General features: G+C 59.8%; 19 protein-coding genes. 14 read left to right on the forward strand and 5 right to left on the reverse strand.

From position 1 onward, the window contains the following. Positions 1 to 185 precede the first annotated feature (185 nt). The 5 genes from QRN31_RS15295 to QRN31_RS15315 are packed head-to-tail and all read left to right on the forward strand — an operon-like array spanning position 186 to position 5,524. A complete protein-coding gene (locus QRN31_RS15295; protein ID WP_285432847.1) occupies positions 186 to 1,541 on the forward strand; it encodes a M16 family metallopeptidase in 1,356 nt (451 codons plus the stop codon). Beyond that, positions 1,534 to 3,024 carry a M16 family metallopeptidase gene (locus QRN31_RS15300; RefSeq protein ID WP_285432848.1) on the forward strand — a complete coding sequence of 497 codons (1,491 nt, stop codon included), beginning with the start codon at positions 1,534 to 1,536 and terminating at the stop codon, positions 3,022 to 3,024. The genes QRN31_RS15295 and QRN31_RS15300 overlap by 8 nt, the downstream gene beginning before the upstream one ends. Then, on the forward strand, positions 3,024 to 3,635 hold the full coding sequence (rsmD, locus tag QRN31_RS15305) for a 16S rRNA (guanine(966)-N(2))-methyltransferase RsmD (RefSeq protein WP_222588857.1): 612 nt from the start codon (positions 3,024 to 3,026) through the stop codon (positions 3,633 to 3,635). The genes QRN31_RS15300 and rsmD overlap by 1 nt, the downstream gene beginning before the upstream one ends. A gap of 56 nt (positions 3,636 to 3,691) precedes the next feature. Further along, on the forward strand, positions 3,692 to 4,690 hold the full coding sequence (locus tag QRN31_RS15310; protein WP_285432849.1) for a hydrolase: 999 nt from the start codon (positions 3,692 to 3,694) through the stop codon (positions 4,688 to 4,690). A gap of 3 nt (positions 4,691 to 4,693) precedes the next feature. Beyond that, a complete protein-coding gene (locus tag QRN31_RS15315; protein WP_285432850.1) occupies positions 4,694 to 5,524 on the forward strand; it encodes an AraC family transcriptional regulator in 831 nt (276 codons plus the stop codon). Positions 5,525 to 5,650: 126 nt separating this feature from the next. Here the strand turns inward: QRN31_RS15315 and QRN31_RS15320 are convergent, their stop codons facing one another. Further along, the gene (locus QRN31_RS15320; RefSeq protein WP_285432851.1) at positions 5,651 to 6,505 is read right to left on the reverse strand and encodes a sulfurtransferase; all 855 of its coding nucleotides are present in this window, start codon (positions 6,503 to 6,505) and stop codon (positions 5,651 to 5,653) included. 33 nt (positions 6,506 to 6,538) lie between these two features. Further along, positions 6,539 to 7,210, reverse strand: coding sequence for a TetR/AcrR family transcriptional regulator (locus QRN31_RS15325; RefSeq protein ID WP_285432853.1), 672 nt, complete (start codon positions 7,208 to 7,210; stop codon positions 6,539 to 6,541). A 144-nt stretch (positions 7,211 to 7,354) separates the two neighbouring features. Between QRN31_RS15325 and QRN31_RS15330 the strand changes: the two genes are divergently transcribed. The 5 genes from QRN31_RS15330 (at position 7,355) to QRN31_RS15350 (ending at position 12,058) form a co-directional block, all read left to right on the forward strand. Further along, positions 7,355 to 8,785 carry a coniferyl aldehyde dehydrogenase gene (locus QRN31_RS15330; protein WP_285432854.1) on the forward strand — a complete coding sequence of 477 codons (1,431 nt, stop codon included), beginning with the start codon at positions 7,355 to 7,357 and terminating at the stop codon, positions 8,783 to 8,785. 28 nt (positions 8,786 to 8,813) lie between these two features. After that, positions 8,814 to 9,359, forward strand: coding sequence for a twin-arginine translocation pathway signal protein (locus QRN31_RS15335; protein ID WP_285432856.1), 546 nt, complete (start codon positions 8,814 to 8,816; stop codon positions 9,357 to 9,359). A 154-nt stretch (positions 9,360 to 9,513) separates the two neighbouring features. After that, positions 9,514 to 11,109, forward strand: a complete 1,596-nt coding sequence (locus tag QRN31_RS15340) for a GMC family oxidoreductase (protein WP_285432857.1) — start codon at positions 9,514 to 9,516, stop codon at positions 11,107 to 11,109. 115 nt (positions 11,110 to 11,224) lie between these two features. After that, positions 11,225 to 11,704 carry a pantetheine-phosphate adenylyltransferase gene (coaD, locus tag QRN31_RS15345; RefSeq protein ID WP_007945531.1) on the forward strand — a complete coding sequence of 160 codons (480 nt, stop codon included), beginning with the start codon at positions 11,225 to 11,227 and terminating at the stop codon, positions 11,702 to 11,704. 102 nt (positions 11,705 to 11,806) lie between these two features. Beyond that, a complete protein-coding gene (locus QRN31_RS15350) occupies positions 11,807 to 12,058 on the forward strand; it encodes a YfhL family 4Fe-4S dicluster ferredoxin (protein ID WP_008150569.1) in 252 nt (83 codons plus the stop codon). Between the two features lie 130 nt (positions 12,059 to 12,188). Here the strand turns inward: QRN31_RS15350 and QRN31_RS15355 are convergent, their stop codons facing one another. Genes QRN31_RS15355 through QRN31_RS15365 form a run of 3 tightly spaced genes read right to left on the reverse strand, consistent with a single transcriptional unit; the run spans position 12,189 to position 14,223 of the window. Beyond that, positions 12,189 to 12,512 (reverse strand): multidrug transporter, encoded by a 324-nt coding sequence (locus tag QRN31_RS15355; RefSeq protein ID WP_090178530.1) that lies wholly within the window; start codon positions 12,510 to 12,512, stop codon positions 12,189 to 12,191. A 54-nt stretch (positions 12,513 to 12,566) separates the two neighbouring features. Next, positions 12,567 to 13,379 (reverse strand): bifunctional DNA-formamidopyrimidine glycosylase/DNA-(apurinic or apyrimidinic site) lyase, encoded by an 813-nt coding sequence (gene mutM, locus QRN31_RS15360; RefSeq protein ID WP_090178527.1) that lies wholly within the window; start codon positions 13,377 to 13,379, stop codon positions 12,567 to 12,569. Positions 13,380 to 13,407: 28 nt separating this feature from the next. Next, positions 13,408 to 14,223: an HDOD domain-containing protein gene (locus QRN31_RS15365; RefSeq protein ID WP_285433001.1), complete on the reverse strand. Its 816-nt coding sequence runs from the start codon at positions 14,221 to 14,223 to the stop codon at positions 13,408 to 13,410. A 324-nt stretch (positions 14,224 to 14,547) separates the two neighbouring features. Between QRN31_RS15365 and QRN31_RS15370 the strand changes: the two genes are divergently transcribed. The 4 genes from QRN31_RS15370 (at position 14,548) to QRN31_RS15385 (ending at position 19,421) form a co-directional block, all read left to right on the forward strand. Continuing rightward, a complete protein-coding gene (locus QRN31_RS15370; RefSeq protein WP_222588866.1) occupies positions 14,548 to 15,744 on the forward strand; it encodes a class I SAM-dependent rRNA methyltransferase in 1,197 nt (398 codons plus the stop codon). 425 nt (positions 15,745 to 16,169) lie between these two features. After that, on the forward strand, positions 16,170 to 17,249 hold the full coding sequence (locus QRN31_RS15375) for a SagB family peptide dehydrogenase (protein WP_285432863.1): 1,080 nt from the start codon (positions 16,170 to 16,172) through the stop codon (positions 17,247 to 17,249). Beyond that, positions 17,246 to 18,223, forward strand: coding sequence for a diiron oxygenase (locus QRN31_RS15380; RefSeq protein WP_285432864.1), 978 nt, complete (start codon positions 17,246 to 17,248; stop codon positions 18,221 to 18,223). Before QRN31_RS15375 ends, QRN31_RS15380 begins: the two co-directional genes overlap by 4 nt. Then, positions 18,216 to 19,421: an MFS transporter gene (locus tag QRN31_RS15385; RefSeq protein ID WP_285432866.1), complete on the forward strand. Its 1,206-nt coding sequence runs from the start codon at positions 18,216 to 18,218 to the stop codon at positions 19,419 to 19,421. Before QRN31_RS15380 ends, QRN31_RS15385 begins: the two co-directional genes overlap by 8 nt. Positions 19,422 to 19,664: the final 243 nt, after the last annotated feature.

The following is a 19,664-nucleotide window of genomic DNA, read 5'->3' on the forward strand; positions in this document are numbered from 1 at the left end:
GGCATCGTCGGCGAAAACGCTGATTTTAGCTGACAAATTCAAAGCTTCCGCAGGTAACCCATGCAACCTTCCGGCCGATCAAAGGCCTGATAGGCGTGGCCGCCAGTAAAACGGACCAGTATCCTAGCACCCTCTCGCCCGCCGACGCTAAGACCAAGCGGGCAGCCCAACAGGTTTAAAAACGAATGAATGCTCTAGCCCGCCGCGCTGCAGGCCTGCTGCTCAGCACAGTTTGTCTGCCCCTCTCGGCCCTCGCCGCCGACCCACAACCCACTCACGAATTCACCCTCGACAACGGTTTGAAGGTGGTTGTGCGCGAAGACCATCGTGCGCCGGTGGTGGTTTCCCAAGTCTGGTACAAGGTCGGCTCAAGCTACGAGACGCCAGGCCAGACCGGTCTGTCCCACGCCCTGGAACACATGATGTTCAAGGGCAGTGAGAAAGTCGGTCCCGGTGAAGCGTCGCTGATCCTGCGCGACCTCGGCGCCGAAGAGAACGCGTTCACCAGTGACGACTTCACTGCGTACTATCAAGTATTGGCCCGTGACCGCCTGGGCGTGGCCTTTGAACTGGAAGCCGACCGCATGGCCAACTTGCGCCTGCCGGCTGACGAGTTCGCCCGCGAAATCGAAGTGATTAAAGAAGAACGTCGTCTGCGCACTGACGACAAGCCGATGTCAAAGGCCTACGAACGCTTCAAGGCCATGGCGTACCCGGCCAGCGGTTACCACACGCCGACCATCGGCTGGATGGCTGATCTGGACCGCATGAAGGTCGAGGAGCTGCGCCACTGGTATCAATCCTGGTATGTGCCCAACAACGCCACGCTGGTGGTGGTGGGTGACGTGACCCCGGACGAAGTCAAAACCCTGGCCCAGCGCTATTTCGGCCCGATCGCCAAACGTGACGTGCCACCCGCGAAAATCCCGGTGGAGCTGGCCGAGCCTGGCGAGCGCCAGATCACCCTGCACGTGCAGACCCAACTGCCGAGCCTTATGCTGGGCTTCAACGTGCCGAGCATCGCCACCGCCGAAGACAAACGCCTGGTCAATGCCTTGCGCCTGATCTCGGCCCTGCTCGACGGCGGCTACAGCGGGCGTATCCCGACACAACTGGAGCGCGGCGAAGAGCTGGTGTCCGGCGGTTCGTCGAGTTACGACGCCTACACCCGTGGCGACAGCCTGTTCACGTTGTCGGCGACGCCCAATACCCAGAAAAAGAAAACCATGGCTCAGGCCGAAGCGGGCCTGTGGAAACTGCTCGAACAGCTGAAAACCACCGCGCCGTCTGCTGAAGAACTGGAGCGCGTAAGGGCTCAAGTCATCGCGGGCCTGGTTTATGAGCGTGATTCGATCACCAGCCAGGCCACTTCCATTGGCCAACTGGAAACCGTCGGCCTGTCCTGGAAACTGATGGACACCGAACTCGCCGACCTAGAAGGCGTGACCCCGGAAGATATTCAAAAGGCCGCCAAGCTGTATTTCACCCGCGAACGTCTCAGCGTCGCCCATGTCCTGCCACCGGAGACGACTCATGAGTGAGCGTAAGAAATCACGTTTGGCCCTGATCGGCCTGATTGCCGTTGCCCTGATCGGGTCCACGGCATTTTATTTCTCGAAAAGCCAAGACCCCAAGGCCAGCGAAGTCCTCGACAAGGCCAAGTCCAGCCAGAAGCTGCAATCGCTGACCGAGCTGGACGGCAAGGCCCCTAGCCACCGCTCCCTCGACGTACAAACCTGGAACACCGCCGAAGGCGCCAAGGTGCTGTTCGTCGAGGCCCGCGAATTGCCAATGTTCGACCTGCGCCTGATCTTTGCCGCCGGCAGCAGCCAGGACGGTGACGCCCCAGGCCTGGCCGTGTTGACTAACGGCATGCTCAACGAAGGCGTGGCCGGCAAGGATGTCGGCGCGATTGCTCAGGGCTTCGAAGGCCTCGGGGCCGACTTCGGCAACGGCGCATTCAAGGACATGGCGCTGGCTTCGCTGCGTAGCCTCAGCGCCGCAGACAAACGCGAGCCTGCGCTGAAGCTGTTCTCCGAAGTCATCGGCAAACCGACCTTCCCGGCCGATTCCTTCGCGCGCATCAAGAACCAGATGCTGGCCGGCTTCGAGTACCAAAAACAGAACCCGGGCAAACTGGCGAGCCTGGAACTGATGAATCGCTTGTACGGCGACCATCCGTACGCGCATTCCAGTGACGGCACGGCGAAATCCATTCCAGCGATTACCGTGGCGCAACTCAAGGCGTTCCACCAAAAAGCCTACGCCGCTGGCAACGTGGTGATTGCGTTGGTCGGCGACCTGTCCCGCGCCGAGGCCGAGGCCATTGCCGCCCAGGTCTCCAGCGCGCTGCCAAAAGGTCCGGCGCTGGCGAAAATCGCACAACCGCAAGAACCCAAAGCCAGCGTCGGCCACATCGAGTTTCCGTCCAAGCAAACCAACCTGATGCTCGCGCAACTGGGCATCGACCGTGACGACCCGGACTACGCAGCGCTGTCCATGGGCAACCAGATCCTCGGCGGCGGTGGTTTCGGCACGCGATTGATGAGTGAGGTGCGCGAGAAGCGCGGCTTGGCGTACGGCGTGTATTCGGGTTTCACTCCGATGCAGGTTCGCGGCCCGTTCATGATCAACCTGCAAACCCGCGCCGAGATGAGCGAAGGTACGCTCAAGCTGGTGCAGGATGTGCTCGCCGACTACCTTAAAACCGGACCGACCGAGAAAGAACTCGACGACGCCAAGCGTGAACTGGCCGGCAGCTTCCCGCTGTCCACCGCCAGCAATGCCGACATTGTCGGCCAAATCGGCGCCATGGGTTTCTACAACCTGCCGCTGAGCTATCTGGATGACTTTATGCGCGAGTCCCAGAGCCTGACTGTCGAGCAGGTCAAAGCCGCACTGAACAAACACTTGAGCACGGACAAAATGGTCGTCGTCAGCGCTGGCCCGACCGTGCCGCAAAAGCCGTTACCGGCCCCATCTGATAAACCTGCCGAGCAGCCGCTCGGGGTTCCGGAGCATTAATGGCCACTCGTCCAAAAAAACCTGTTCACAACGTACATAACGGCGTGAACCAATTGCGCATCATTGGCGGCGAATGGGGCAGCCGGAAACTGAGTTTTCCCGACGCACCGGGCTTGCGCCCGACCCCGGACCGGGTGCGTGAAACCCTGTTCAACTGGCTCGCGCCTTACGTGGCCGGGGCCAAAGTGTTCGACCCGTTCGCCGGCAGCGGCGCGTTGTTCCTCGAAGCCTTGTCCCGTGGCGCGGCCATGGGCCAGGCGCTGGACGCCAGCAACATTGCCGTCGCCAGCATCAAGGAGCATCTGGGCACGTTGCGCTGCACCACCGGCCAGATCCAGACCGCCGATGCCTTGCGCTACCTGGAAACCCAGGCCGCCACGGCCTACGACCTGGTGTTCCTCGACCCGCCGTTCAACCAGAACCTGCTGCCCGGCGTCTGTGCATTGCTGGAGGAGCGTCAGTGGCTGGCCAACGAGGCCTGGATCTACACTGAAAGCGAGAATGCGCCATCGAGCCTTGGCTTGCCAGGCAACTGGCGCCTGCACCGGGAGCAGAAATCCGGGCGGGTGTATTACGCGCTGTGGCAACGTATGGCAGAGATCGCCGGTTAACCGATCGGCCTGAAAAAGGTGCGCACTGGTTGCGCACCGCTGCATCGAGAATAAACGTGCCCCATCCGCCTGAACGTTTCACCCCCGCCTTCGGCCTCGGCAATCCGCACTTGCAAACCTTGTGGGGACCGCTGTGGCGCAAAACCACGCACATCGAACGCGAGCGCGAACGCTTGTGGCTTGAGGATGGCGACTTTCTCGACATGGACTGGCACGGCCCGCACACCGCCAATGCGCCGCTGGTGCTGGTGTTGCACGGTCTGACCGGCTCTTCGAATTCGCCTTACGTGGCCGGGGTGCAGAAAGCACTCGGTGCCCAAGGCTGGGCCAGCGTCGCGCTGAACTGGCGCGGCTGCTCCGGCGAACCCAATCTATTGCCACGCAGCTACCATTCCGGCGCCAGCGAAGACCTGGCCGAAGCCATCAAACACCTGCGTGCCAAGCGCCCTCTCGCACCGTTGTATGCGGTCGGATATTCCCTGGGCGGCAACGTCCTGCTCAAGCACCTGGGCGAAACCGGCAGTGACAGCGGCGTGCTCGGCGCAGTGGCGGTGTCGGTGCCGTTTCGCCTCGATCAATGCGCGGATCGGATCGGCCAGGGTTTTTCGAAGATCTATCAGGCGCATTTCATGCGCGAGATGGTGGCTTACATCAAGAACAAGCAGCGCCAGTTCCAGCATGACGGGCACGAAGAAGGACTGGCAGCCCTGGCGGCGCTGGGCTCGCTGGAAAACATGCGCACCTTTTGGGATTTCGATGGCCGGGTCACGGCACCGCTGAATGGTTTCGCCGATGCCGAGGATTACTATCGCCGCGCTTCGAGCCGCTATTTCCTGGGCGAAATTCGCACGCCAACCTTGATCATCCATGCGGCTGACGATCCCTTTGTCTTTCCACATAGCCTGCCGCAACCGCAAGAATTGTCCGATTGCACGCAATTCGAATTGCAGGCCAAAGGCGGGCATGTCGGCTTTGTCGATGGCTCGTTCCGGCACCCAGGTTATTATCTGGAACGGCGCATCCCCCAGTGGCTGAGTGCCGCGGGCCGCGAGTAGGTCATGGAAACAGATCAAGGCGAGTCGATCCGCTTCTGGCAAACAGCGCCCTTGGTGGGAGTCGAGCTGTTGTCCGCGCGCTACATCGAGCATCGCTTCGCGCCCCATGTGCATGACGGCTATGTGATCGGCATGATCATGGCCGGGGCTCAGCGTTATCGCTATCGCGGCGCCGAACATCTGGCTGGCAGCGGCACGCTGGTGTTGATCAACCCCGACGAACTGCACACCGGCCACAAAGGCACGGAGGACGGCTGGCTGTACCGGGCGTTTTATCCCGACAGCACTCAGATTCTCTCGCTGCTGGATGAACTGGAATTGCCGAGCAACAACCTGCCGGCCTTTGGCGCCACCTTGTACCGCGATCCAGACCTGGTGAAGGGCTTCTGCCAATTGCATCGCTTGCTGGAAAGTCCCTCCACAGCATTGCAACAGCAGACGGTTTGGCGGGAGATGATGCTGTCGCTGCTGCAACGTCACGCAGCCGTGCCGATTGCCGGCAAACCGGGCAAGGAACACCGGGCGGTGACGCGAGCCAAGGATCTGCTGCAAGCGCAGTTGGCGGCACCGCCTTCGCTGGAAGAACTGGCGGCGGCGGTCAACCTGTCACCGTTCCACTTCGCCCGGGTATTTCGCCGCGCCACAGGCATGCCACCGCACACCTGGCTGATGCAGCAACGCATCGCCCGGGCGAGGGGGTTGTTACAGGGTGGTTGTTTGCCGCTGGAGGTGGCGATGCAATTGGGCTTTGCCGATCAGAGTCATCTGAGCCGGCAGTTCAAGCAGGTCTACGGGGTTGGGCCGGGGGCGTATCGCAGTGCCCGGTTAAGTTGAAATCTCAAAAACAACCTATGACCCTGTGGGAGCGAGCTTGCTCGCGATAGCGGTATAACAATCAGCATTAATGGTGAATGTAAAACCGCTATCGCGAGCAAGCTCGCTCCCACAGGGGATGTGTGCTTATTCGCCTTTTGCGATGCCGTGCGCGGGATCGTTGATCCATTCGCTCCACGATCCGGCATACAACGAGGCCAACGGATAACCCGCCAGGCATAGCGCAAACAGGTTGTGGCACGCCGTCACACCCGAACCGCAATACGCCACCAGATCGCTGGGTGAGCGACTGCCAAGCTTCGCGGCAAACCGCTGTTTGAGCTGATCGGCCGGCAGGAAGCGCCCGTCACTGCCCAGGTTGTCGGTGAACGCCGCACATTGTGCGCCGGGGATGTGCCCGGCAATCGGGTCGATCGGCTCGACTTCGCCTTTGAAGCGCGGCAACGCGCGGGCATCGAGCAGGGTCAGCGCCGGTTGGCCGAGACGTTGTTGAAGCTGCTCGGCGCTCAGGAGCAGCGCACTGTCCGGCGTCCCGGTGAAAGTGCCGCGCCGGGTGTCGCACGCATCCAGACTCAACGGCAAACCCGCCGCATGCCAGGCCTTGAGCCCACCATCGAGGATAAACACGCCCTCACGCTTGCCCAGCCAGGCCAGCAACCACCACGCCCGCGCCGCAAAGGCACCGGGGCCGTCGTCGTACAAAACCACTTCGCTGTCGGCGTTGATGCCCCAGGCCTGCAGGCGCTCGATCAACTCTTCAGGCTTGGGCAACGGATGGCGTCCGGTCACGCCCTTGACCACCGGCCCGCTCAAATCACGCTCCAGATCGGCGAACCTGGCCCCGGCGATATGCCCTTCGGCATAGCTGCGCTGACCGTAGTCCGGGTCTTCGAGGGCAAAACGACAATCCAGAATCACCAGCCCAGGCTGGTCCTTTTTCAGGTCCAGTGCTTGCGGGCTGATCAGTTGCGCAATGGGCATAACGGGCTCCTGTGACTAAGACGGTTTCAAATCCTACTGCACTTCTTCCAGGGCCTGGGCCAACGGCACGTAAAACTCCTCGTACAGCGCATCCACGGCATCGCGAGCCTGATCCGTGACGAACCCGGCCTCAAGCACCAGCACCTGATACACGCCACGCTTGATTGCCTGCTCGCTCAGGTGATTGGAGTTTTCCCGTGTGGTGCACAGGAAACGCACCCAGGATGTCAGGATGATCCAGGCATTGAGCGTCAAGGACTCGATCTGAACCTTGTCCATTTGCAGGATGCCGGCCTCGACGAAGCCCGCGTAGATGTGCGTGCCGTGGATCAGGCAGCGCTGGGAAAAACGCCGATAACGGGCAGCCAGCTCCGGATCGCTGTCGAGCAGGTGCTCAAGGTCTCGGTGCAGGAAGCGGTAGCGCCACATCGCGGCCAGCAGTTCCTGAAGGTAGAAACGCTTGTCCTCGACGGTGGCAGCACGGCCCTGGGGTGGGCGCAGGAAGCTGTCCACAAGGCTTTCGTACTCACTGAACAGCACGGCGATGATCGCCTGCTTGTTAGGGAAGTGGTAGTACAGGTTGCCCGGGGAAATTTCCATGTGGGCAGCAATGTGGTTGGTGCTGATGCTGCGCTCACCCTGCTGATTGAACAGCTCCAGGCTGTTCTGCACGATGCGCTCGCTGGTTTTGATCCGAGGGGCCATGGCTTGAGCTTTAATTCAGAGTGCGTTGACGGGCATCTTACGACCTATCCGCGGGTGGATAAACAAAGATGCACCAGGATGTCATTTGACTTTATAGAGCATAGACTCTAAAAAGTGCTGATTACAATAAATCCGGAGCCGATCATGACTGCTGACATCGCCTACCTGCAGAATTCGCAGCAGCCCCTGGAGGCTCTCCAAACCCTGTTCGACGCGCAACGTGCAGCCTACGCCGCCAACCCGATGCCGCCGGCTGCCCAGCGCCAGCAATGGCTCAAGGCCCTGCGGGATATGTTGAGCCATGAGCGCGAGGTGCTGATCGATGCCATCAGTCAGGACTTCAGCCACCGCAGTGCCGATGAAACCCTGCTCGCCGAACTGATGCCCAGCCTGCAGGGCATTCATTACGCCAGTCAGCACCTCAAAGGCTGGATGAAACCTTCGCGGCGCAAGGTCGGCATCGCTTTTCAGCCGGCGTCGGCCAAAGTTGTCTACCAACCTCTTGGCGTGGTCGGCGTGATTGTGCCGTGGAACTACCCGCTGTACCTGGCCATCGGTCCGTTGGTGGGTGCGCTGTCGGCAGGCAATCGGGTGATGCTCAAACTCAGTGAGTCGACCCCTGCCACCGGTTTGCTACTCAAGGATTTATTCGCCAGGATCTTCCCCGAAGACCTGGTTTGCGTGGTATTGGGCGAAGCCGATGTCGGCGTGGCCTTCTCCAGATTGCGTTTCGATCACCTGCTGTTCACCGGCGCCACCAGCGTCGGTAAACACGTGATGCGCGCGGCGGCCGAAAACCTGACCCCCGTGACCCTCGAACTCGGCGGCAAATCCCCGGCCATTGTTTCGCGCGATGTGCCGCTCAAGGACGCAGCCGAGCGCATCGCTTTCGGCAAAACCCTGAACGCCGGGCAAACCTGTGTTGCCCCGGACTACGTGCTGGTGCCGGAGGATCGCGTAGGCGGGTTCGTCGAAGCCTATCGTCAGGCGGTGCGCGGGTTTTATCCGACACTGGCCGACAACCCGGACTACACCGCCATCATCAACGACCGGCAACTGGCGCGGCTCAATGGCTATATCAGTGACGCCACCAGCAAGGGTGCGTTGTTGATTCCACTGTTCGATCAAGGCCAAGGCCGACGCATGAGCCACAGCGTGTTGCTTAACGTCAGTGACGACATGACTGTGATGCAGGACGAAATTTTCGGCCCGGTGCTGCCCATCGTGCCGTACGCGAATCTGGACCAGGCCTTTGCCTACATCAACCAGCGCCCTCGCCCGCTGGCGTTGTATTACTTCGGCTACGACAAACGCGAACAACAGCGTGTGCTCCACGAGACCCATTCCGGGGGTGTTTGCCTCAACGACACGCTGCTGCATGTCGCTCAGGACGACATGCCGTTCGGTGGCATCGGTGCCTCGGGCATGGGCCATTACCACGGTCACGAAGGTTTCCTGACCTTCAGCAAGGCCAAGGGCGTGCTGATCAAACAGCGCTTCAACGCGGCGAAACTGATTTATCCGCCGTATGGCAAAGCCATTCAGAAACTGATCCAGAAGCTGTTTATCCGCTAACGCTCACCTCTGCCGGGTAATAACAATAATGAGCCCAAGCCTGCCTGCAACACCCGCGCTGTCCCGGCGCGGCCTGCTTAAATTCAGCCTCGGAGCGAGCGCTTTTCTGGCCACGGCCGGATTGGGTGCGAGCCTCAGCGGCTGCTCGTCCAGCATTCCGGCCGACGGTTTTACGATCCTGCGCCGCGCCGACCTGCTGTTTCTTCGGGCGCTGGTGCCGGTGATGCTCAACGGCTCGGTGGCCGTCGAGAAAATGCCCACGGCAGTCGCTGACACCCTGCACTGCCTGGATAACGCCCTGAATCACTTGTCGCCGGAAATGCTCAAGCTGACCCAACAGTTGTTCGATGTGCTGGGGATGGCCGTGACGCGCGGGCCGCTGACCGGGATCTGGGGCAACTGGGAAAACGCCAGTGCCGATGAGATCCGGCACTTCCTCGACCGCTGGGAAAACAGTTCGTTGAGCCTGTTGCGCATGGGGCATAGCTCGTTGCTGCAACTGGTGATGATGGCGTGGTACAGCCGCGCGCAATCGTGGGTGCATTGCGGGTATCCGGGGCCGCCTACGGTCTGAAACCGAGTTGACTCCATCGCGGGCAAGCCACGCTCCCACAGGGTTTGAATCGTTCACAAAAGGGTGGCCCACCTCAAAACCTGTGGGAGCGGGCTTGCCCGCGAAGGCGTCAGGTGCGTCACAACCGAATCCAAAACAATAAGAGAACCTGAGAATGCCCGTATCCGATCCGTTCCGCGAAGGCATGGCCCGTGGCTGGAAAACCCACAACGGCTCACAACTGACCCAGGACCTGACCCTCGAAGCGGACGTGGCGATTATCGGCAGCGGCGCCGGTGGCGGGACCACCGCCGAAATCCTCAGCGCCGCCGGCTACAAGGTGCTGCTGATCGAAGAAGGCCCGCTCAAGACCAGCACCGACTTCAAGATGCTTGAAGACCAGGCCTACACCAGCCTCTATCAGGAAGGCATCGGGCGCATGAGCAAGGATGGCGCGATCACCATCCTCCAGGGCCGCGCGGTGGGCGGAACCACGCTGATCAATTGGACATCGAGCTTTCGCACCCCCGACCCGACCCTCGAACACTGGGCCAAGGAACATGATGTCAAAGGCCACAGCGCCGCCGAGATGGCGCCCTGGTTCGAAAAAATGGAACAACGCCTGGGCGTCGCGCCGTGGAGGGTGCCGCCCAATGCCAACAATGACGTGATCCGCAAAGGCTGCGAAAAGCTCGGATACAGCTGGCATGTGATCCCGCGCAACGTGCGCGGCTGCTGGAACCTCGGCTATTGCGGCATGGGCTGCCCAACCAACGCCAAGCAATCCATGATGGTGACGACCATTCCGGCGACCCTGGAAAACGGCGGCGAGCTGCTGTATCTGGCCCGTGCTGAAACGCTCTCGATCAAGGATGGCAAGGTCTCGGGACTCAAATGTGTCGCGATGGATGAACGCTGCGTGGCACCCACGGGCAAGACAATCACGGTCAAGGCGCGGCATTACGTACTGGCCGGCGGCGGTATCAATAGCCCGGCGCTGCTTCTGCGTTCAGACGCACCCGATCCGCACAAACGCTTGGGAAAGCGCACGTTCCTGCACCTGGTGAACATGTCCGCCGGGCTGTTCGACGACGTCATCAACCCGTTCTACGGCGCGCCGCAGTCGATCTATTCCGACCATTTCCAATGGCAGGACGGCACCACCGGCAAGATGTCCTACAAACTCGAAGTGCCGCCGCTGCACCCGGCGCTGGCGACCACGTTGCTCGGCGGTTTCGGCGAGGAAAACGCCCGGCACATGGAAAACCTGCCCCATACCCACGCCATGCTGGCGTTGTTGCGCGACGGTTTCCACCCAGACAGCCCCGGCGGCAGCGTCGAGTTACGCGGTGACAACACGCCGGTGCTCGATTATCAGGTTTCAGCGTATGCCTGGGACGGTTTGCGTCGTGCCTTCCACAGCATGGCCGAGATCCAGTTCGCCGGGGGCGCCAGCGCCGTCATGCCAATGCACGCCGACGCTCGCTACGTGAAGACCCTGGCCGACGCGCGCACGCTGATCGACGGTTTGAGCCTGGAGCTGTACCGCACACGCTTGGGCAGCGCTCATGTGATGGGCGGTTGCGCCATGGGCGAAGACCCGAAAAACGCGGTGACCGACAGCCTCGGTCGTCATCATCAACTGAGCAATCTGTCGATCCACGATGGCTCGCTATTCCCCACCAGCATTGGCGCAAACCCGCAATTGTCGGTCTACGGGCTGACGGCGCAACTCGCGACTTTGCTCACCGAACGTTTGAAAAACCCATGAAAAGGGCGAATATTCCCATCGTCTATAGTGCTTTCTTACCCAACAGGCGACTTGGCCGACCGGGAAGGCTGCGATACCATCCGACTCCCCAACGGACTCCCGCCAGGACGACGCGATGAACCGAGTGTTGTACCCAGGTACCTTCGACCCTATTACCAAGGGCCATGGCGACTTGGTCGAACGCGCCGCGCGCCTGTTCGATCATGTGATCATCGCCGTCGCTGCCAGCCCGAAGAAAAACCCGTTGTTTCCCCTGGAACAGCGTGTGGAGCTGGCCCGCGAGGTCACTAAACATTTGCCGAACGTTGAAGTCGTCGGTTTCTCGACGCTGCTCGCGCACTTCGCCAAAGAGAAGAACGCCAACGTGTTCCTGCGTGGTTTGCGCGCGGTGTCGGACTTCGAATACGAATTCCAGCTGGCCAACATGAACCGTCAATTGGCGCCGGATGTGGAAAGTCTGTTTCTTACACCGTCCGAGCGTTATTCGTTCATATCCTCGACGCTGGTCCGTGAAATCGCGGCGTTGGGTGGTGATATCACCAAGTTCGTCCACCCTGCGGTGGCGGATGCCCTCACCGAGCGCTTCAAGAAGTAACGACCGCTCAAGCGGCGCCCGCGTGCACTGCGGGCGCCAATGCGGCACAATTGCGCGCATTGGTTTATTGCGCCAGGGCTCTGCGCCCCGGCTGGAGTTAGCATGTCCCTGATCATCACCGACGATTGCATCAACTGCGACGTCTGCGAACCCGAGTGCCCGAACGCCGCCATTTCCCAAGGCGAAGAGATCTACGTGATCGACCCGAACCTGTGCACGCAGTGTGTCGGTCACTACGACGAACCTCAGTGCCAGCAGGTCTGCCCGGTGGATTGCATTCCGCTGGACGAGGCGCATCCGGAGACTGAAGAGCAGTTGATGGAGAAATATCGCAAGCTTACTGGCAAGGCTTGATCAGATAGTTTTGTAGCGACTGTGCCGGCCTCATCGCGAGCAAGCCCGCTCCCACATTAGACCGCGATCAACTGTGGGAGCGGGCTTGCCCGCGATGAGGCCATCAGCAACACAAAAAATCCAACTGCCTTCACTCCCGCTGCTCAAACCCCTCCCCGATACACCCCAGGCACCGCACGAACGCCGCTTTCGCCGGATCCACCACCAGCGCCTGCCCGGCATCGCCGACGCCACCGCCCAGCGCGGTGAACGGTAACGACACGACAAACACCCCGGCACCGATCACCGTCGCCACGACCAGCAAAGGTCGGGCAATCAGCAAGTCACCGATCATGGCGTACGCCGGGGGATTCTGGATGGTGTAGCGCGGGTCACCGCTGCCGTTGCTGGCCGCCAGCGCGGGTGCACCGATGCTCAGCAGCAGCGCAACGACAAGGGTTCGAAACGAATTCATGGCACGGTCCTTCGGCTAGGCAGTTAGAACACTGACTATAGACCCTGGGACGTATCAGCTCTGGCATCGCGGGCAAAAGACGCTGGCGCGCTGTCCCAGTTTCACTTCCCGAAGCTCTGTGCCACAGACTTTGCACTGTGCGCCGCCACGGCCGTAGACAAACAATTCCTGCTGGAAATAACCCGGCTGACCGTCGCCGCCAATAAAGTCGCGCAACGTGGTGCCACCGCGCTCGATGGCGGCGGCCAGAATGCGCTTGATCTCGATTGCCAGCTTCAAATAGCGCGCCCGGGAAATGCTCTTGGCCTCGCGGCGCGGATCGATACCGGCGGCGAACAACGCTTCGGTCGCATAGATATTGCCGACCCCCACTACCACCGCGTTATCCATGATGAACGGCTTGACCGCCATGGAGCGTCCGCGCGACTGCTGGAACAGACGCTCACCATCAAACAGGTCGGTCAACGGCTCCGGCCCCAGGCGGATCAGCAGTTCGTGATTGAGCGGATCGAGGCTCCAGAGCATCGCGCCAAACCGTCTCGGGTCGGTGTAACGCAGGGCCAGGCCTGACTCCAGCTCGATGTCCACATGCTCATGCTTGGCCGCCGGCATGCCGACTTCCACCAGCCGCAGATTTCCCGACATGCCCAAATGGCTGATCAGCGTACCGACCTCGGCATTGATCAACAGGTACTTGGCGCGTCGTTCCACCAGCACGATGCGCTGGCCGGACAGCCGCACATCGAGGTCCTCAGGAATCGGCCAGCGCAAACGGCGGTCACGCACGATCACCCGGCTGACGCGTTGGCCTTCCAGGTGTGGCGCAATCCCGCGGCGAGTGGTTTCGACTTCTGGCAGTTCAGGCATGCTGTTCTCGACTCAGGCTGTACGACACTCAGCGGTGAGTGCCAATGTCGCGGATCGTTTGTTTGAGGGTGTCGAAGTCGTAGTCCGAGAGGCCGACATAATCGAGAACCAGAGGCGCGATGCTATTCCATTCATGGTCTTCGGTCTGATTACCCAGCACCCGGTACGACGCACAAATGTGTTCGGCCATTTTCAGGATCGCCAAGAGGTTTTTGAGCTGGGCGTTGCGCGAAGACTCGTCGCTGAAAATCGCCAACGCATTATGGTGATTGGCGATGGCTGCACTCACATGTTCCGGCAGACGCCAGGATTTGGCGGTGTAGTACCCGACCACGGCATGGTTGGTATTGAACATCCGATTTTCGGTGTCCACCACTCGGCACTCGGCACTGGCGTTGGCGTAAGCCTCCTCCACCACGGTCATGTAATTGGGGAAGCGCTGCAGCATCAACGGCACGCCGCAGTCGTGGAACAGACCCAACGCATACGCCTCGTCACCCGCCTGGGCGCCAATACGCTTGGCCAGGGTCAGGCACGTCATTGCCACGTCCTGGGACGTATCCCAGAACCGGTTCAAGGTGACGATGGTGTCGTCGTTCATCTCGCCCTTGATCGACTGCGCGTTGATCAGGTTGATGACCGAGCGGCTACCCAGCAGATTCACCGCACGCTGGATCGAGGCAATCTTGTTGCTCAAGCCGTAATACGGCGAGTTGATGATCTTCAGCAAAGCCCCAGAGAGTCCCGGGTCCTGGGAGATCAGCTTGGCGATCACCTCCAGGTCAGGGTCGGGCATGTACTGCTCCATCTGCAAATCCACCATGATCTGCGGTTGAGCCGGCACGCTGATGCCTTGCAGGGACTGTTGGATCTGTTCGGTCGTCAGCTCTTGGGACATAAGTACACACTCTGGGTCAGGCGGCGATTCTAACCCTTATAAAGTTGGATCCGACACCTTGGCGGCGACATCGCCCGAAGTTTCATTTCAGTCCACATCGCGGGCAAGCCCGCTCCCACGGGTTTTGTGTCAATCGCAGAAATTGAATTTCAACCCAAACCCGTGGGAGCGAGGCTTGCCCGCGATGGGGCCATCAGCGTTTCATCGCCCGCCCGGCCCGCCGCAAGCCTCAACACGCTATACTCCCGCTCTTTTTTCCGGAGCGACGTCATGTCCCTGCCTAGCCTGCGCCTCAAAGCCAACGCCGACCGTCGCCTGCGAAACGGCCACTTGTGGGTCTACAGCAACGAAATCGATGTAGCGGCGACCCCCTTGCACGCCTTCAAGGCCGGAGACCAGGCGATCCTCGAAGCGGCTGGCGGCAAGACGCTGGGCATCGTTGCCATGAGCCCGAACAACCTGATCTGCGCCCGCCTGCTGTCGCGCGACATCAAGCTGCCATTGGACAAATCGCTGCTGGTGCACCGCCTGAACGTCGCCCTGTCCCTGCGCGACCGTCTGTTCGACAAGCCGTTCTACCGTCTTGTCTACGGTGACTCGGACCTGCTGCCAGGCCTGGTGGTCGACCGTTTCGGCGACATCCTGGTGGTGCAGATCGCTTCGGCGACCATGGAAGCCCATAAAGAAGACGTGATCGCGGCGCTGACTCAAGTGCTCAAGCCGAGCGGCATTCTGTTCAAGAACGACTCCGCGGCCCGTGACGCCGAAGGCCTCAACCGTTACGTCGAAACCGTGTTCGGCCTGGTGCCGGAGTGGGTAGCACTGGAAGAAAACGGCGTGAAATTCGAAGCGCCGGTCATCCAGGGCCAGAAAACCGGCTGGTTCTACGATCACCGCATGAACCGCGCGCGCCTGGCCCCTTACGCCAAAGGCAAACGCGTACTGGACCTGTATAGCTACATCGGCGGCTGGGGCGTGCAAGCGGCGGCTTTCGGCGCCAGTGAAGTGTTCTGCGTCGACGCCTCCGCCTTCGCCCTCGACGGCGTCGAGCGCAACGCCGCGCTGAACGGTTTCGCCGAGAAAATGACCTGCATCGAAGGCGACGTGTTCGAAGCCCTGAAAGAGCTGAAAGCCAGCGAAGAACGTTTCGACGTGATCGTCGCCGATCCTCCGGCGTTCATCAAACGCAAGAAAGACATGAAGAACGGTGAAGGCGCTTATCGTCGCCTGAACGAGCAAGCCATGCGCCTGCTCAGCAAGGACGGCATCCTGGTCAGCGCTTCGTGCTCGATGCACCTGCCCGAAGATGACCTGCAGAACATCCTGCTGACCAGTGCCCGTCACCTGGATCGCAACATCCAGATGCTGGAGCGTGGCGGTCAGGGCCCGGATCATCCGGTTCACCCGGCCATCGCCGAAACCCGCTACATCAAAAGCATTACCTGCCGTCTGCTGCCAAACAGCTGATCAAGCCGGTTTTGAAGGGGGGAGCCAATCGGCTCCCCTTCTGTTATCTGCTATTAAATTCTCTAGCGTCCTACCCTGGCAGCCTTACTGGGCTGCAGGAAGTTTCGCTGTGTTTCTTGCTTTGCCGGATAGAACTTACAAAATTCATTGTTCTGTAGGATCGATCCGACACAATTACTAGAAGCCTCTTACCTAATATCTCCTTGATAAGCCTCCATTACTATCTATGATTGAGTTGTCACCACGAGGTGGCACTCACTTTCAATTACAAGGAGTTCCAACATGAAAGCAATTACTCTGGAAGCTAACAAAATCGCCAACCTGGCTTTTCTGGTTGCTCCAAAAGCCCGCTAAGTAGATAAAGCGCTGGGGAGTGCCGGCTACCCAGCGTTTCCGACGCAGTGTCCAGAGAGAGCGCGATCCACATGTATATAAACCCTCATCTATTCATACTTCCGCGCACGCCCGGTCAAATTGTCTGGGATTACAAGAATCACAAACAATTTGAACTTGACCTTAAGTATTCAACCCGACTCGCCGAACTTATCGACAACCCGAACAACTTCAATGACCAACATACTATTGATGCACAACTTCTAAGTGCAGGCATCGTATCAACGGTAGCGCCCATCACTATTGAATGGGGTTGGGATGAACTGTCGAAGATATTTCATATCGGCACCAAGAACATACCTTGCGATCATGTTCCACAGGATATTCATGAATGGTCGAAACAGTATCTCGACCATTGCACCGAGGTGTTGACCACACCCGCACCGCAGGCCCGGGCCTGCGAACGCTCGGCAGACGCGCTGACGGTCCTGCCAAAACCTTGCAGCCTGCCGCGAGGCTCGCTGGCAGAAGCTCTGATCGAGCGAAAGACCTGTCGCGCCTTCAGCGGTGAAGCCGTTTCCCTGGAGGCAGTCAGCACGCTTTTATACCTGTCTCTTGGCTACCTGCATGAACGTGAAAACGACATCGACGACAGCGTCATCGAAGGCCTCGGCGCACGGCGAAGCAGCCCCTCCGGCGGCGGGCTGAATGCCTGCGAAGGTTTTCTTCTGGTGCAAAACGTCATTGGCCTCGAACCTGGCCTCTATGCCTATCGCCCCGCCGAACACGCGCTGAGCTTCATCAAACCATTGCCTGTTCAGGCTTTGGGGCAGCTGCTTTGCGGCCAACATTTCATCAACAACCTGCCCGTCGGGCTGTTCATCACCAGCCGCTTCGACAAGCTGTGGTGGAAATACGAACACTCGCGCGCCTACCGAATGGCCTACGTCGAGGCCGGTCATATCTCCCAGACGTTTCAATTGGTGGCCACTGCGCTGGGGTTGCACACCTGGTTAACGGGCGCATTGACGGACAATCAGGTCGAAGCACTGCTGGGACTTGAAGACAGCGCGGAGCAGCCGCTGTTTTTTGTCGGCTGTGGCCAGAGCGACGGGCAGGTGATGTGCATGGAGCTAAAAGCGCTGTTGAGCGTCCCGGGGCAGGAACAATGACCGGCGCCCTTAACGCGCCGGCCTACGCCCCCACCTCGTGGGCACAGCGTTTCACCCTGGGCGACTGGAATACCCGAGCCTCGGTAAGAACCAGCGAACACAACTACCGGTTACCTCTGGATCTGGCGCAACAACTGGAAACCCGCCACTGGTTTCCACCAGCCTTTCTGCCTTACCTGAACCACCCGCAGATCAAGGCAGCCGGTAAAACGCTTGCTCATCGCCTGTCCGCCAACCATTTGGTGTATTTCCTCGACTACACCACCTTGCTTGAGCACCGGATCGTCAACCGATCCGTTGAAACCATCATCCACAATGAACTCGGCGTCACCATTGCTCCCCGAATGAAAACGGCCGCGCTGCAGCTCTACACGGACGAGGGTTATCACGCACTGTTTTCCAATCAACTCGCCGAACAAATTGCCGACTGCTACGGCATCACCGATCGACCGGTCATGCCTCACCGGATAGCCCGGTTGAACACCCTCATCGATGGCGCACCGGATAAACACAAAGCGCTGGCCTGGTTTCTCGTCGGGTTCGTTTCGGAGACGATCATTGCCAAGGAATTGCTCGAGGTTTGTCGAGACGAACTGGTGTGCAGCGTTCAGGCAATGCTTAGAGACCACCTCGCCGACGAGGCGCGACACAGCCGTTATTTTTGTGAAGTGTTTCATTACCTGTGGTTGCAACTCAGCAGCGGCCAACGCACGTTCACCGCCAGGTTGCTCCTGGAAATCCTGCTGGTTTTCTTTGAAGCGGATGAACGCTGGCTTGGCGAAAGCCTGCGCAGCACCGGTCTCGGTGAGGCGTTTGTCGTAGAGATACTGCGCGAGCTGACGTCACCGTCCGCCTGCCAGCGCCGTGCTCGATCAGGTGCTGGCGCCACGTTGAACGCATTGAACAAAGCGGGATTCTTCGACTTGCCCGCCAACCGTCAGCTGTTCTCCAGGGCAGGGCTTTTCGATGAGTGAAGGCAAAGCGAGCGTGGGTATAAAAAAACGTCGAGCGGCGGTCATTCTGTTGCTGACGATGGTATTGCTCGGTGTATTTCCACTCGATGTATTGCTGCCTTCCTTCCCGGCGCTGGCTGACCATTTCCGGACCACGCCAGCCGACATCGCCCTCTCCATCAGCCTGTTCGCGATCGGCATCTCGCTGTCTCAACTGCTGATCGGACCGCTCTCGGATGTCATCGGGCGCAAGGGCTTACTGCTGGCGGGCATGGTGGTCTCCATCATTGGCGCACTGGGTTGCGTGATGTCGACCGAGTACGCCTGGTTCCTGATGTTCCGGTTAGTCCAGGCCATCGGCTGTGGCTGTTTTGTTCTCTCGCAGGCGCTGGTTCAGGACCTGTTCGACGGCAAGGAACGCGATCAACTGCGAATTCTCATGGTCACTGCCAGCGGCATCTTCATTTCAGTTTCGCCACTGGCAGGCACCGTGCTGCAACATGCCATGGACTGGCCGGGGAGCTTTATCGCCTTTATCGCGTTGGCCGCCGCGGTGTTCCTCAAGGCCTGTTTCTTTCTTGAAAACCTGCGCCCCGCTACCGCACCCAGCCAAGGCATGTTCCAGTCGTACCGAATGATCTGTGCCGACGCCGGTTTCCTCGGCTATTGGCTGATCGCCGCCATTGCCTTCACCTGCCACTTTTCCTTCATTGTCATCTCGCCGCTGATCTTCATGGAGCAGCTGCAGCTTTCTCCGTACGAATTCTCCCTGACCCTGCTGTTCTACGGCGTGGCCTACCTGTTCGGCGGAGTTATCGCTCGAGTGCTTGCCAACCGGATCGCACCTAACACGCAAATCATTGTGGGTCTTGGCCTGATCTTCCTGTCGGGGATCTTGATGCTCTGGCTATCGGCAACGATGGGGCTTTCGACCCAGACAATACTCATCCCGATGATCGTCTGCACTGCAGGCACAACCATCGCCCGTCCGGTTGCGACGTCCAAAGCCATGGACATATTCCCCGGCAACGCCGGCACTTCGGCCTCGGTCGGCAACACCCTGGTATTTGTCTTCGGTGGACTGGTCAGCGCACTGATCAACTTGAGCGCAAGTCATCTGCAGGTGACGCTTGCCTTCAGTTTTCTCCTGTTGAGCAGCGTGGGGATAGGCCTCAATGCGCTGATCAGCCGACGGCATCAGGCTATGAGTACCGGCTGATACCCGCCAGTCGTCATCCCGCACGCCTCGTCACCGCCAGAACAACGCTTCCTGGCATTCCCTCCTGACGCCAGCCGTGTAGAATCGCGACATTCATCGCCAGTCATCCCCCGGCGGGTTTATGAGCTCAAGCTGAAGCGCGCGGCGATCCCGCAAAGTTATCGGCAACTTCCGGACACACGGCCATTTCTGGGTGTTCCAGACGTCAATAGAAGCTCACTTCCCTTTTGATACCTGATTAGC

The sequence above is a fragment of the Pseudomonas sp. fls2-241-R2A-110 genome, assembly GCF_030209165.1.
GTDB lineage: Bacteria > Pseudomonadota > Gammaproteobacteria > Pseudomonadales > Pseudomonadaceae > Aquipseudomonas.

Excerpts from the sequence above, each read along its gene's own strand:
- QRN31_RS15320 (WP_285432851.1), bottom strand. The coding sequence starts at position 6,505 with ATGCCCATTGCGCAACTGATCAGCCCGCAAGCACTGGACCTGAAAAAG.
- QRN31_RS15375 (WP_285432863.1), top strand. The coding sequence starts at position 16,170 with ATGTATATAAACCCTCATCTATTCATACTTCCGCGCACGCCCGGTCAA.
- QRN31_RS15350 (WP_008150569.1), top strand. The coding sequence starts at position 11,807 with ATGTCCCTGATCATCACCGACGATTGCATCAACTGCGACGTCTGCGAA.
- QRN31_RS15295 (WP_285432847.1), top strand. The coding sequence starts at position 186 with ATGAATGCTCTAGCCCGCCGCGCTGCAGGCCTGCTGCTCAGCACAGTT.
- QRN31_RS15300 (WP_285432848.1), top strand. The coding sequence starts at position 1,534 with ATGAGTGAGCGTAAGAAATCACGTTTGGCCCTGATCGGCCTGATTGCC.
- rsmD (WP_222588857.1), top strand. The coding sequence starts at position 3,024 with ATGGCCACTCGTCCAAAAAAACCTGTTCACAACGTACATAACGGCGTG.
- QRN31_RS15315 (WP_285432850.1), top strand. The coding sequence starts at position 4,694 with ATGGAAACAGATCAAGGCGAGTCGATCCGCTTCTGGCAAACAGCGCCC.
- QRN31_RS15370 (WP_222588866.1), top strand. The coding sequence starts at position 14,548 with ATGTCCCTGCCTAGCCTGCGCCTCAAAGCCAACGCCGACCGTCGCCTG.
- QRN31_RS15385 (WP_285432866.1), top strand. The coding sequence starts at position 18,216 with ATGAGTGAAGGCAAAGCGAGCGTGGGTATAAAAAAACGTCGAGCGGCG.
- QRN31_RS15340 (WP_285432857.1), top strand. The coding sequence starts at position 9,514 with ATGCCCGTATCCGATCCGTTCCGCGAAGGCATGGCCCGTGGCTGGAAA.
- mutM (WP_090178527.1), bottom strand. The coding sequence starts at position 13,379 with ATGCCTGAACTGCCAGAAGTCGAAACCACTCGCCGCGGGATTGCGCCA.
- QRN31_RS15330 (WP_285432854.1), top strand. The coding sequence starts at position 7,355 with ATGACTGCTGACATCGCCTACCTGCAGAATTCGCAGCAGCCCCTGGAG.
- QRN31_RS15325 (WP_285432853.1), bottom strand. The coding sequence starts at position 7,210 with ATGGCCCCTCGGATCAAAACCAGCGAGCGCATCGTGCAGAACAGCCTG.
- coaD (WP_007945531.1), top strand. The coding sequence starts at position 11,225 with ATGAACCGAGTGTTGTACCCAGGTACCTTCGACCCTATTACCAAGGGC.
- QRN31_RS15355 (WP_090178530.1), bottom strand. The coding sequence starts at position 12,512 with ATGAATTCGTTTCGAACCCTTGTCGTTGCGCTGCTGCTGAGCATCGGT.
- QRN31_RS15335 (WP_285432856.1), top strand. The coding sequence starts at position 8,814 with ATGAGCCCAAGCCTGCCTGCAACACCCGCGCTGTCCCGGCGCGGCCTG.
- QRN31_RS15380 (WP_285432864.1), top strand. The coding sequence starts at position 17,246 with ATGACCGGCGCCCTTAACGCGCCGGCCTACGCCCCCACCTCGTGGGCA.